At 69.1% G+C, this 12,045-nt stretch carries 13 protein-coding genes and 2 pseudogenes; 8 read left to right on the forward strand and 7 right to left on the reverse strand.

Annotation, left to right across the window (positions count from 1 at the left end; all coding sequences use genetic code 11):
• Together VFF46_RS33450 and VFF46_RS33455 are read left to right on the forward strand one after the other, a co-directional pair.
• Window positions 1–490 (forward strand): annotated as a pseudogene (locus VFF46_RS33450) (ABC transporter ATP-binding protein); the annotation flags it as partial.
• A gap of 95 nt (window positions 491–585) precedes the next feature.
• Window positions 586–2,097 carry a hypothetical protein gene (locus VFF46_RS33455; protein WP_325041246.1) on the forward strand — a complete coding sequence of 504 codons (1,512 nt, stop codon included), beginning with the start codon at window positions 586–588 and terminating at the stop codon, window positions 2,095–2,097.
• A 42-nt stretch (window positions 2,098–2,139) separates the two neighbouring features.
• Here VFF46_RS33455 and VFF46_RS33460 read toward each other — a convergent pair whose 3' ends face one another.
• Window positions 2,140–2,400 (reverse strand): hypothetical protein, encoded by a 261-nt coding sequence (locus VFF46_RS33460; RefSeq protein ID WP_325041247.1) that lies wholly within the window; start codon window positions 2,398–2,400, stop codon window positions 2,140–2,142.
• A gap of 71 nt (window positions 2,401–2,471) precedes the next feature.
• On the reverse strand, window positions 2,472–2,789 hold the full coding sequence (locus VFF46_RS33465) for a hypothetical protein (protein ID WP_325041249.1): 318 nt from the start codon (window positions 2,787–2,789) through the stop codon (window positions 2,472–2,474).
• A gap of 188 nt (window positions 2,790–2,977) precedes the next feature.
• Here VFF46_RS33465 and VFF46_RS33470 point away from each other — a divergent pair, with 188 nt between their 5' ends.
• From VFF46_RS33470 to VFF46_RS33480, 3 genes are read left to right on the forward strand one after another with little or no spacing between them, the layout of a single operon-like run.
• On the forward strand, window positions 2,978–4,762 hold the full coding sequence (locus VFF46_RS33470) for a chloride channel protein (protein ID WP_325041250.1): 1,785 nt from the start codon (window positions 2,978–2,980) through the stop codon (window positions 4,760–4,762).
• A complete protein-coding gene (locus VFF46_RS33475; RefSeq protein WP_325041251.1) occupies window positions 4,759–5,229 on the forward strand; it encodes a nitroreductase family deazaflavin-dependent oxidoreductase in 471 nt (156 codons plus the stop codon). Before VFF46_RS33470 ends, VFF46_RS33475 begins: the two co-directional genes overlap by 4 nt.
• Window positions 5,230–5,272: 43 nt before the next feature.
• Window positions 5,273–5,788 (forward strand): MarR family winged helix-turn-helix transcriptional regulator, encoded by a 516-nt coding sequence (locus tag VFF46_RS33480; RefSeq protein ID WP_325041252.1) that lies wholly within the window; start codon window positions 5,273–5,275, stop codon window positions 5,786–5,788.
• A gap of 5 nt (window positions 5,789–5,793) precedes the next feature.
• Here the strand turns inward: VFF46_RS33480 and VFF46_RS33485 are convergent, their stop codons facing one another.
• From VFF46_RS33485 to VFF46_RS33495, 3 genes are read right to left on the reverse strand one after another with little or no spacing between them, the layout of a single operon-like run.
• Window positions 5,794–6,378 carry a GerMN domain-containing protein gene (locus tag VFF46_RS33485; RefSeq protein ID WP_325041253.1) on the reverse strand — a complete coding sequence of 195 codons (585 nt, stop codon included), beginning with the start codon at window positions 6,376–6,378 and terminating at the stop codon, window positions 5,794–5,796.
• A complete protein-coding gene (locus tag VFF46_RS33490) occupies window positions 6,375–7,757 on the reverse strand; it encodes a HAMP domain-containing sensor histidine kinase (RefSeq protein WP_325041254.1) in 1,383 nt (460 codons plus the stop codon). Before VFF46_RS33490 ends, VFF46_RS33485 begins: the two co-directional genes overlap by 4 nt.
• Entirely contained in the window at window positions 7,754–8,455 is a 702-nt protein-coding gene (locus tag VFF46_RS33495) for a response regulator transcription factor (RefSeq protein ID WP_325041255.1), read from the reverse strand. Before VFF46_RS33495 ends, VFF46_RS33490 begins: the two co-directional genes overlap by 4 nt.
• A 206-nt stretch (window positions 8,456–8,661) precedes the next feature.
• On the opposite strand from VFF46_RS33495, the gene VFF46_RS33500 reads away from it, so the two are divergent.
• Together VFF46_RS33500 and VFF46_RS33505 are read left to right on the forward strand one after the other, a co-directional pair.
• Window positions 8,662–8,973 (forward strand): STAS domain-containing protein, encoded by a 312-nt coding sequence (locus VFF46_RS33500; protein WP_325041256.1) that lies wholly within the window; start codon window positions 8,662–8,664, stop codon window positions 8,971–8,973.
• A gap of 47 nt (window positions 8,974–9,020) precedes the next feature.
• Window positions 9,021–9,470 carry a hypothetical protein gene (locus VFF46_RS33505; RefSeq protein ID WP_325041257.1) on the forward strand — a complete coding sequence of 150 codons (450 nt, stop codon included), beginning with the start codon at window positions 9,021–9,023 and terminating at the stop codon, window positions 9,468–9,470.
• Between the two features lie 40 nt (window positions 9,471–9,510).
• Here VFF46_RS33505 and VFF46_RS33510 read toward each other — a convergent pair whose 3' ends face one another.
• Window positions 9,511–10,869, reverse strand: a complete 1,359-nt coding sequence (locus VFF46_RS33510) for a hypothetical protein (RefSeq protein ID WP_325041258.1) — start codon at window positions 10,867–10,869, stop codon at window positions 9,511–9,513.
• 240 nt (window positions 10,870–11,109) lie between these two features.
• Here VFF46_RS33510 and VFF46_RS33515 point away from each other — a divergent pair, with 240 nt between their 5' ends.
• Complete coding sequence (locus VFF46_RS33515; protein WP_325041259.1) at window positions 11,110–11,766, forward strand: helix-turn-helix transcriptional regulator; 657 nt, start codon at window positions 11,110–11,112, stop codon at window positions 11,764–11,766.
• On the opposite strand, the pseudogene VFF46_RS33520 reads toward VFF46_RS33515, so the two are convergent.
• Window positions 11,730–12,045: pseudogene (locus VFF46_RS33520) on the reverse strand (sodium:calcium antiporter); the annotation flags it as partial. The gene VFF46_RS33515 and the pseudogene VFF46_RS33520 overlap by 37 nt on opposite strands.

Genomic DNA, 12,045 nt, shown 5'->3' on the forward strand with positions numbered 1-12,045 from the left:
GGCCGAGATGCTCGTCCTGGACGAACCCACCTCGGGCCTCGATCCGTTGATGGAACAGGCCTTCCAGCAGTGCGTGCGGGAGCGCCGCGATGCCGGGGTGACGGTGCTGCTGTCCAGCCACATCCTCGGCGAGGTCGAGGCGCTGGCCGATCGAGTCAGCATCATCCGGCGCGGACGGACGGTGATCACCGGCAGTCTCGCGGACCTGCGCAGACATACTCGTACGGCGGTGCACGCGGTCACCGAGGTCGAACCCGAAGGGCTGGAAGGGGTTGCGGACTGCGTCTCCGAACGGCTCGACGGACACGTGGATACCCGGTTCACGATCGACGCGGATCATCTGGATGCGACCATCGGCAGGTTGCATGCGGCCCGGATCCATACCTTGACGGTCACTCCGCCGAGCCTTGATGCGCTGTTCTTGAGCAATTACGGGGACGCGTTCGATGCGCGGGAGGCGGGCGGGTCGTTCCTCGAGGCCGCGCGATGAGTGCCGGCGATCGTCCTACGGGTTCGCGTCGACGGGGCCTCGGCGTCATGGCCGGGATCGTCTGGCGCACACGCCGTCGCGCCATCCTCGTGTGGGTGGTCGGCCTTGCGACCGGCATGGTCGGAACTGCTGCGGCGGTGGCGGGTATGTACGACACCCCGGCCAAGATCCACACCTATGCCGACGCGGTCACCTCGGGCAGCGCGCTGGCGGCGATCAACGGGCACGTCGAGGGCATCGACAGCCTGGGCGGGGTCATCCAGGACGAGTTCGGGTTCCTGGCGTCGTTCCTGCTGCCGTTGCTGGGCATCGGTCTGGTCGCCGGCTCGACGCGGCGGGAGGAGGAGTCGGGCCGGCTGGAGACGATCCTGGGCGGCCGGATCGCCCGGTACCAACCCACTCTGGCCTCCCTTGTGATCGCGGCCGTGGCGATCCTCGCGACGTCCGTCCTGTTCGCGGGCGGGCTTGTCCTTGCAGGAGTACCGGCTTCAGGCGCGATCCTGTACGGCGCAGCCCTCGGCGGCCTGGCTCTGGTGTTCGCCGGGTTCGCGGCACTGGTGGCGCAACTTGTGGTGCATACGCGTGGTGTCTACCTGTGGAGCCTGATCGTGCTGGCAGTCGCGTGTGCGCTGCGGGGGATCGGTGACGCGACCAAGACCTGGTTGACGTGGCTGTCACCGCTCGGCTGGGCGGAGAAGACCGCGCCGTTCGGAGAACAGCGCTGGTGGGTGCTCGCCATCCCGGCCGTCTTCGGAGTCGGCCTGGGTGGCGCGGCTGTACTCCTGGCCGCTCGCCGCGACATTGGCAGCGCAGTGCTGCGCGGTGGTGTGGGGCCGGCGCACGCCACCCGGTTTCGGCGGTCGCCGGTCGGCTTCGCGGTCTGGATTCACCGTCCGGCCGTCATGGGCTGGCTCGCCGGTGGGGTCTTGCTGACCGCGATGATGGGCTCGCTGGCCCGGCAGTTGCTCGACGCGATGGCAGGCAATCCCTCGCTGGCCGATTCCCTGGGGATCCAGGGCGGCCGCCCGCTGGACGGCTTCGTGGCCGCGACCCAGCTCTACCTGGCGGTCGTCGCCTGTGGGTACGTCGTCCAGGCGATCTCCACCCTCCGCGCCGAGGAGGCCGACGGGCGCCTGGAGACACGACTCGCCGGCACCCTCTCCCGGGCCCGCTGGCTGACTGCTCATGCCGTGGTCGTCCTGGCCGGGTTGGTGATCGTCGTCGTTGTCTCGTGCTTGGTTCTTGCTGTCTCGACCGCCTGGTCGATCGGGATCGCCAACGACTTCGGAGCGATCATGAAGTCCGGCCTCGACTACCTGCCGGCCGAACTCGTACTGGCGGGACTCGCGCTCGTGCTGTTCGGTACGTGGCCGCGCGGCTTCGGCCTGGCGTGGGCCGGATACGCGGTCGCGGCGTTCATCGCCTTCCTCGGTCCCGGCCTCAAGCTCGCTCCCTGGGTGCTCGCCCTTGCTCCCACCACCCACATCGGAAACCCTCCGCTCGGCACGGTCGACCCTGACAGTTTGCTCGGGCTGTCCGGCGTCGGTGCGGCGCTGCTGCTTCTCGGGTTCCGCGCCTTCACCCGTCGCGACATCCCACGCGCCTAGCGGCCGGCGGGGTCGCTGGGGGACGCCGGCGGCGGTCGTCCCTCAACGGCCGCGCGCCCTTGAAGTAGGTGGAAAACTTCTGCCGCCGCTCGCCGATCGCACGTTGGCGGCGCTCCGCGCCATGATCGTTCCGAGGTCGGGAGCTGCGGAATCCTCGGGGGTTTGCGCGTGCATGCGCCGCGCGAGCGCCTCGGATCCGAAGATGTCGCCGGGGCGCAGGCCGAGCATCGCCAGACCGCCGTCGCTCACCTGCGTCGTGGCGATCAGCAGGTGATAGTCCGGCAGACTGCCGACCGTACGCACGCCCTCGAGCAGCTCGAGCTGACCGGCTGGAAGCTCCTGGAGCGTGACAAGGATCTGGCTGACGGCCGTCGTCAGGTGTCGTGCAGCAGGAATCGCGGGGGTTCGCCGTACAGAAGTCGGTCTGAGGAGAGCCAGGCCGCCGTTGCGCGAGGGTGGCGGCATTCGATCTCGGCCAGGAGGTACTGCCGGGCCGCTACGGCGGCCGCGGTGTGCTCGCTCTGTGCCTTGAGCAACTCCGCCGCGGTCGCGCACCAGACCTTGTAGAGTTCCGCGTCCGTCCAGTCCGACAGTACGCCATAGTGCGATGGGTCGCTCCGTCGCACCAGCGACCGCACCGCCGCGGCGAGTCTCGACCGGATCGTACGGCGAGCTCCCATCTCCAGTTCCACCGCTCCACCCTGTCCCGGGCACCGCTCCCACGTTGCTCTCGGCACCTGTGTAGCTCCACTGCGGCGCCGTGTCCTTGGGCGGCGCCGAATGTCATCTGATCTCAAAGTCCCCGCAGTGTCGTCGCCAAGTCCGGCCGCGTAGTGAGACGGTTGGAGTTGGTGGAGCTAACTGTTGCATAATGCAATTCATGTCCGCCGATACGTTGACCGTTGCCCGAGGTGCGTCGTACCGATCCGGTCTTCGCGAGCTGCTGCGCGGCGCGAACTCCGGATTGCTGGTGCTCGCCCTCGTGGTCGGTGCGGGGTCGGCGGGCTTCGCGGTGCTGTTCCGTTGGCTGATCAAGACTTTCACGACGCTGGCGACCGGGTATGCGGACTATGCGGCGACGCCGGGAGCGTCACATCCGGGACTTCCTGGTCTGGGCCGGTGGTTCCTGCTCGGCGTACCGGTGCTGGCGGGGCTCCTGTACGGCCCGCTGGTGCACTTCTTCGCCCGGGAGGCGCGCGGCCACGGCGTACCGGAGGTGATGTACGCCGTCAGCCGCAACGGCGCCCGGATCCCGCCGCAGGTCGCGGCCGTCAAGGCGCTGGCGTCGGCGTTGTGCATCGGCGGCGGCGGATCGGTCGGTCGTGAGGGGCCGATCGTGCAGATCGGATCCGCGCTGGGTTCGACGGTGGGCCGGTTGGTGCGGGTGCCGGAGCCGCGGTTGCGGGTGCTGGTGGCGTGTGGCGCGGCGGGTGGGATCGCGGCGACCTTCAACGCTCCGCTCGCGGGGGTGTTCTTCGCGATGGAGTTGATCCTGGCGGACTTCACGGCGCAGTCGTTCGGGATGGTGGTCATCGCCGCGGTCACGTCGGCCGCGATCGGTCGGGCGGTGCTGGGCGATGTCCCGTTCCTCGCGCTGCCGCAGTTCTCGGTCGAGCATGTCGGCCAGTACGCGCTGTTCGCCGTACTGGGGCTGATCGCCGGCATCGTCGGCGTCGCCTTCACCCGGGTCCTGTATCTGATCGAGGACGCCTGCGATGCGCTGTGGCGGGGGCCGGAGTGGTTGCGGCCGGCTGTCGGTGGTGTGCTGCTCGGGCTGTTGCTGATCGTTCTTCCCCAGATGTACGGCGTCGGCTATCCGGTGCTGGGCCACGCGATCCTGGGGGTGTACGGCATCGCGTTCCTGCTGTTGCTGACGGTCGGGAAGATGGTCGCGACCAGCCTGACGATCGGGATCGGCGGGTCGGGTGGTGTGTTCGCGCCCAGCCTGTTCATCGGCGCGATGATCGGGTCGGCGTTCGGCGCGGTGGCGCACCTCGTGCTGCCCGGCACGGCGGGCGCGGTCGGCGCTTACGGCCTGATCGGCATGGGCGCGGTCTTCGCGGGAGCGGCGCGGGCACCGATCACCGCGGTGGTGATCATGTTCGAGCTCACCGGGGAGTACTCGATCATCCTGCCGCTGATGACCGCGATCGTCCTGGCGACCGGCGTCAGCCACCTGCTGTCGGGCGACACGATCTACACGCTCAAGCTACGGCGCAGAGGTGTCGATCTCGGCCGTACGGAGACCATCGCCACGGCGGCGCGGATCTCGGTCGGCGACGTGATGACCGACGTACCCGACGGCGTACGCGGCGACAGTCCCCTCCCGCAGGTGGCGGCCGTCCTCGCGCAATCGGCGTCCGGCGTGCTCCCCGTTCTGGACGACGCGGGGGAGTACGTCGGTGTCGTGACGGCGCGGGTGGTCGCCGAGGCGCTGACCGACGGCCGGCACGACACCGCCCCGGCTTCCCTTGTCCTCGAGCTTCCTGTCCTGGTCGCGCCTGATGATCATCTCGACAAGGCGATCGAGGCGCTCGACCGCAGTGGATGCGCCGCGGTTCCGGTACTGCGGGACCGGCGGATCGTCGGGTGGATCAGCTACCGCGCGGCACTCTCGAGAATTCGGGCCAGACCCGACACGAACAGGAACGAGGTGGCGTCGTGACGCGACGGATTCCCCGCAGGATCGCGCGGTTGCCGATTCCGATGTTCCGGGCCGGGCTGGGGTTCTTGTTCGGTCGGCGGTTGGTGATGCTGGAGCATCTGGGGCGGAGCAGCGGATTGCGGCGGTACGTCGTACTGGAAGTACTCGAGCGGGATGCCGGCGGGCTGGTGATCGTGTCCGGGTACGGCCCGGGCGCTCAGTGGTACCGCAATGTACTGGCTCATCCGGGAGTTCGGGTGTGGACCGGCTTTCGCCGAGGCGTGCGGGCGATCGCTGAGCCGGTCGCGGCGGCTGAGGTACCGGCGCGGCTCGAGCAGTACCGCGATCGGCACCGCCGGGCGGCGAGAGCGCTCGGACGGACGCTGGACCTGCCGGACCTCGCGGGGGATGGTCCGATGCCGGTCGATGTGGGCGCGAGGCTTCCGTTGGTACGGGTCGAGTTCGGGCGCGGTGCGCCGACCGATTAGCCTCTGCAAGGATCAGCCAGACCAAAGGTGTGGAGGTGGAGCCGTGACCGGTTCAGCCGGCCGATCCGCGGGGGCAGCGACCTCGTCGACCGAGGAGACCGTCGACGAGGTGGTGGCCGCTGTGCTGACCGCGTCGCGGGTGCTCGTCGGCGTCTCGGCCAGATCGCTGGCCCAGGTCGAGGAATCCGTCACGCTGACGCAGTTCCGTACGCTGGTCGTCCTCGACGGCCACGGTCCGAGCCGGCTCAACCTGCTCGCGGAGCGGCTCGACGTGACCGCGTCGACCGCGCTGCGGATGGTCGATCGGCTGATCGCCGCGGGCCTGGTCGACCGGCGGGAGAACGCGCGGGACCGCCGTGAGGTCGTGATCGACCTGACCGCGGAGGGCCGAAGGCTGGTGCGCAAGGTCACCCGGAAGCGACGGGCCGAGATCGAGCGGATCGTGCTCGGAATGCCGGTCGGCCGGCGACGTGAGCTCGTGCGCGCGCTGGTCGCGTTCGCAGGCGCCGCGGACGAGCCGGCCGTGGTAGCCGAAGCCGCGAGCCGACTCGGCTGGTGACTCGCTCACCGCGAGCGGAGCGACGCGTAGTCGGCAGCGGTCAGCGGGTCGGTCGTGAGCGCGCCGTCGGCGAGCAATGCCTCCACGGGAACGCCGCCTCTGGAGATGGTCACCTCGTCGAAGGGCGGCAGGGCTGTGACCGAGAGGACGATTTGAGCCACGGCCAGGACGTTCTCGGTCGCCGATCGCCCTTCGGTGTCGCCGGAGAGTTCGAGGACGACCCTGCTGCCCTGGACCTCGGCGACGGTCAGGTTCAGGTTCGGCGGCAGGGCCGTGGTGATGCCGTTGGCTTGTTCGGTCGTGGTCGGGCCGGCGACCAGGTCCTGGATCACGGTCGTCAGGCGCTCGGCAGAGGCTCCGGCGGGCGCCTCTCGGCGGATGCTGACGAGTCGGTCGTTGCGGACGAAGTTCACCCGCAACGGGGACTTGCCGGTGGCTGTGCTCGGTTGCGGCGACGGCGCCGAGCCACCGTCGCGGAGTTGTGACGGTACCGTTCCGGGCTCGAGCGGGACCGGGTCGGACTGGACCGGCACGCCGCAGCTTGTCAGCGCCAGGACGGCAACCAGCAGCCAGGCCGCGGCGGGTTTCATGTCGTTGCCTCCGGCAGCGATCGGAGCTCGGGAAGCCGTACGACGAAACGTGCCCCACCGGCAGGCGCCGCGGTGCACCAGACGGCTCCGCCGTGGGCGGCAGCGGTTTCGGCGACCAGGGCCAGGCCGAGGCCGGTCCCCGACGACGACCGCCGCTGGTTCGCACCGGTGGCGAACCGCTCGAACACCCGCTCGCGGTCCTCCGGCCGGATTCCCGCGCCCGAGTCGTCGACGAGTACCAGTACGTCGCCACCGGCTCTGGTCACCTCGACGCCGGTGAGGCCACCGCCGTGTGTTGCGGCGTTCTCGAAGAGGTTGCGGAACAGGCGGCTGAGGCGTGCCTTGTCCGCGGCGACGACGCGGTCCGGGTCGCCTGCGAGGATCGTCGGATCACGTCCGACCTCGCCGAGGACCTGTCGCAGCAACACTCCGAGATCCACCGGCGCGGTCGGCCGGCGGTCGAGGCCGGCGTCGGCGCGGGCGAGTTCCAGAAGGTCGTCGAGCAGTCGCCGGAAGCGTTGCAGGTCAGCGGTCACGAGGTCGAGGACCCGTTGGGAACGTTCGGGAAGCTCTTCTCGCCGTGCGTTGAGAAGGTCGACGCTGCCGACCAAGGTGGTCAGCGGGGAGCGGAGTTCGTGGCTCACGTCCGCGGCCAGTCGCGCATCGCGGTTGATCCGTTGCTGCAGCGTGTCGACCATGCTGTTGAACGAGCCCACGATCGTCGCGAGCTCGGGATCGTCGGTTGCTGCGAGCCGCTCGTCGAGCTCGCCACCCGCGATCGAGGCAGCGGTGACGGCGACCCGGTTCAGCGGTGTGACGACCGATCGGCTCCCCCATGCGCCCAGAACGGCACCCGCGGACGTAGCTACCAGCGCGCCCCCGATCAGGATGCCGCTGAGCAGCCGAAGGGTGCCGTCGAGCTCGGTCAGGGGTGCGATTTCGTAGAAGTCGGCCCCGACGGACTGCACCGGTACGCCGACGACCATGGCCGGCCCGTCGTCGGTCCGATAGCGCTGCGTTGCGGACTGGCCCGTCGTGACCTGCCGACGGAGAGCAGCGGGGACCGCGTCGCGTCCCTGGTCGAGAGCCGACGCATACCACTGTCCACGCCACTTGAGGATGATCGTGTGACCGGCTGGGGTACCTGCGGCGGTCAGCACCGATGAGACATCGGCGCCCGCGCTCTCCAAGCGGCGCTGTACGAAAATCGCGTCGGCGAAAGCCTGGTGCTGAACGACCCGCTCACGCTGCGCCAGCAGGTAGCCGCGCGCCAGCAGGTACGTGCTGATGGCAAAGACCGCCGACACCAGTAACGCCATCAACCCGAACGCGAGAACGAGCCGGTGGCGCAGACCGAGCGTGCGGCGGCCGGAACTCATTGCGGGTCCAGCCGGTAACCCATCCCTCGCACCGTGACGACGATCTGCGGCTTGCCCGGATCACGCTCGATCTTGGTGCGCAGCCGGCGAATATGGACGTCGACGATCCGCTCGTCGCCGTAGTACCCGTGATCCCACACCGATTCCAGCAACGACGGCCGGCTGAGGACGCGGCCCGTGGGTTGTGCGAGCTCGGCGAGCAGCCGGTACTCCGTGACGGTCAACGGCACGTCCTTGCCGTCGAGTACGGCAGCGCCGCGGGCCGGCGACAGCACGAGGTAGTGCGCCGGGTCCCGGTCGAGGACGACGTCGGGTTGGCCTGCGTCCGCGCTGCTCCGGAGCCGGCGGCGGAGCGCGCGGAGTCTGGCCGTGATCTCCTTGACCTGAAACGGTTTGGTGACGTAGTCGTCGGCTCCGGCCTCGAGCCCGGCGACGATGTCGTGGGTGTCGGACCGGGCGCTGACGATGACGATCGGGATGTCGCTGAGCCGCCGTACCTCGCGAATGCACGTGTACCCGTCGATCTCGCCGAGCATGAGATCCACCATCATCAGATCCGGCAGGGACGCGCGGGCCAGCTCGACGGCGGTGGGAGTGTCCGCGGCCTCGAGCACCTGGTAGCCCTCGTCTTCGAGTGCCAGGCGCAGAACGGCACGGATTCGGTCGTCGTCCTCGACGACCAGGACCTGCATCGGCATCGTCACATCTTCCCAAGCTGACGGCGTCTCGTGGGCCTGGGGTCGGCCATGTCATCCGATCGTAAAGAAGTCCGGTGCCCCGTCGTGGTGCCAATGGCAGTAGGCCGCCTGCCGTCATCGGATCGTCAAGCGCGCGCAGCTCCGATCTCAAAGTCGGGGCAGCACAGTGGAGGAACCATCGTCGGAGCCGGCGCTAAGGATGCTCGATGACCGAAACGCCCCACAGTCCGCTGCCGCAGCGGGCGATCGTGACGCTGTCCGACGCCGAGCTCGCCTGCGGGCTGTCATCGCTGCGCTGGCGATTGCGTGACCTGGTCATGGACGGGGTATGCCTGGTAGTCGTCGATGTGTCGGACCTGGACCAGCTCGAGTCGACGGTGCTGGCGGCGTTGCTCGACACACATCGGGTCTGCCGGCGTCGTGGCGGCGGTGTGGTGATCCGGCACGCCGGGCGGAAGCTGAGCGACGTACTACGGCGTACGGGCCTCGACCGCGTGTTCGACGTCGAGGCCGCGTGATCACGATCCACCGTTGACCAGGACCAGTTCAGGAACAAGTTGAGGACATGAATCCGCCCGACAACCATCAGAGTCCGCCGCAGTACGTCGACGTGACGATCATCGAGTTCGCAGCGCACACCGCTTACCTCGACCCGCTCACCGGGATCGGGTATCTGCTCGCTCCGCGCCCGGACAGCGATGTCGCGGCGCCGGCGGATCCGCTGGTGGAAGCGGCGTGGTCGGAACGGCTGCACGATCTGGAACGCCCGGTGCATCTTTCGCTGCACGGCGCCGATCGTCAGTACGCGCTGGCTCAGCTCGGCGAACACGGCTGGGAAGTGCTGTACGACGAGGACGGCCAGGCCGAGATCGCCGGCACGACCGCGGACGGCCGCGAGGCGTTGTGCATCTACGGTCAGCCGACTCTGGAGGACCCACCACTCGACGCGATCGACTGCGCGATCATCGCCCTCGACATCGCCGCGGACCTCGACCTCGACGCCGAAACCCGCTGAGCCCAGGTCAGGCGCAGTGCCGGGGCGAACTGAACGGCCGTCAGTCGGCCTCTGCCTTGGCCTCGACGTCCTCGATGCCGCTGGGGCGGCCGGCTCTGTTCCACCGCAGGTATAGAGCGCCGGCGACGAGTACGGTTGCGAGGAGGGACAGGATCGGCCAGCCGCGGGTGAGGTTGACGATCAGGGTGAAGGCGACGGCGGCCGCGGCGAAGGCGTTGACCGCGGCCAGCGCCGTTTTGCGCTCGGCCCGAGCGAAGCGTGCCATCGCGACGAGCCCGATGAGGAAGCTGACGAACACGGCCACGGCGTAGAACAGCACGAGTTCTTGTTCCTGGCCGGCGGCGGCGAGGATGATCAGCGCGGCGGCGCCGAGATAGACCACGACCGACCAGTACGGGGTGTGGTGGCGGTTCGTGCGTCCGAGCCAGGTTGGCAGGACGCTCGGACGTTCGTGAGTGCCGGCGAGGGCTTTGAGCAGGCCGGGACCGGCTTGGAACGATGAGCTGGCGGCGGCCAGGAGGAGCAGCGAGCTGGTGATCTGGAACGCCGTGTACAACCAGCCTGAGCCGGCCGCGGCGCGCGCGATGTCGGCGATCTGAGTGGAGTCGAGACCGGGTATGCCGATGTGCAGTCGAGCGGCCAAGGCCGTCAGTGACAGGGTGAGGCCGCCGACGATGATCACGAGCAACGCCAGGGTGCCCCGGCCGAAACGGCGGCGGTGGGTGTCGTCCAGCTGTCCCAACTGCGCGATGGCCGTGGACGGCGCTTCGACTCCGGTGGCGAGGGCCATCGCGACGGGGAACGCGAGCAGGACCGCGAAGAGCGCCGGGTGCGATCCGGGGTGAGGGGTGGAGGGCGCCGTACCGGTCGAGTGCGGCGCCACGAACCCGAGCACGACCACAGCGGCCGCGATCACGACGAACAGCGAGGTCATCGCGGCGAACAGCAGCCTGCCACCGTGGCCGAACCAGGTCAGTCCACCGACCGCGACCAGCAGCACGAGCGCGAACGCGATCCGCCAGGGCGCCAGTGCCGGGGCCAGCGCGATCACCGCGCTGGCCGCGGCGGAGATCGAGATGCCGATGGTCAGTACGAAGTCGACGACGAGCGCACCGATGGGCAGGAACGTCCAGCGCGGACCGAAGGCTCGGCCGGCGGCCGCGGCCGCACCGCCGCCTTTGGGAAATCGTGCGACGAGTTGCCAATAGTTAGCGGTGACGAGCGCGACCAGTCCGACGACCAATGCCATCGTCGGCAGCAGCCGCGACAAGTCGCCGTGCAAGGCTCGCAGCGCGGCCTCGATCGCGTAGGCAACCGATGAGACAGGGTCCGCGATGACGGCGAACGCGAAGGCGAAGAACAGGACAGCGCGGGGTGGGCCGCTGTGCTGCCGAGCCAAGGATGCGGTTGCGTCGGAATTGGTCGGCGGGATCAATTCAGGACTCGATTCTGGTCAGGACAGTACTGTCGCCGACCAGACTTCCCGGCACACCATCAGCAAACCTACACCCCGCGCACTGGTCAGCCGGACGGGTGGTCAGTGGTCGTGGTGGAAGCCCTCCGGTGCGCGGTTGAGGAAGTCCGTGCCGGTGGCGAACGACGTACCGTCGACAACCAGTTCCCACTGCAGGCGAGCGCGGTGCATCCGGAGGAGAGTGTTGGAACGCTGGTCAAGCGATGGCGGGAACAACGGCGTCGCTCGCAGTTGGACGTCTCGCTGGCGGCGGATCTGTCTGCCAAACACCTGAGCTACATCGAGACCGGGCGGGCCGGGTTGGCGCCGCCGCATCGTGAGCGTCCGTTCGCCGATCTGGGCATCGCGAAGGATGCGGTGCATGCGGTGCTCACCGGCATGGATCCGAACCCGGCGGTTGCCGTGAACGTCCGGTGGGACCTGCTCGCGATGAACCCCGCGATGCGCCCGTTCCTGAGCGATCTACCGGAGGACGTCGCCGGGCCACCGGTGAACATGTTGCGCGCGACCTTGCACCCGGACGGACTGGCCGGCCTCCTGGCGGAGCTCGAGAGCTACGGGACCGCGGCGCCTTCGGGCAACTCGGCTCCGGCCGGCGACCTCGTCGTACCGCTGCAGCTGACCACGCCGTACGGCGACCTGGACTTCCTGTACGGCGCGACGGTCTTCGGCTCGCCGCGCGACGTCACCCTGGACGAAATCGCGATCGAGACCTTCTTCCCGGCCAACGCCCAGACAGCAGCCGTCCTGCGATCGCTCGCGGACAACCGGCTTCACGTCGAGCTTCACGTCGAGAGGAGCAGTGGCATGGTGAGGGCGTAGGCGGCGAGGAGGACGAGGGCTTCGATCCGGGTGAGGGTCAGGCCGCGGCGGAGCAGTATCCAGGCCAGGCCGGCGGTGAGGAGCATCGTGACGCTCAGGGCTACTGCTGCCCGTCCGGGCGATGCCGAGCCGGATGCCAGGCCGACGACCGCCCCGCCTACCAGGCTGTTGAACAGGTTGCTACCGAACAGGTTTCCGACGACGAGGTCGGACTCGCCGCGGCGCTGCGCCTGGACGGTCGTGACGAGTTCCGGCAGCGACGTACCGAGCGCCACCAAC

The organism is Kribbella sp. (assembly GCF_035655035.1).
Classification (GTDB): Bacteria; Actinomycetota; Actinomycetes; order Propionibacteriales; family Kribbellaceae; genus Kribbella.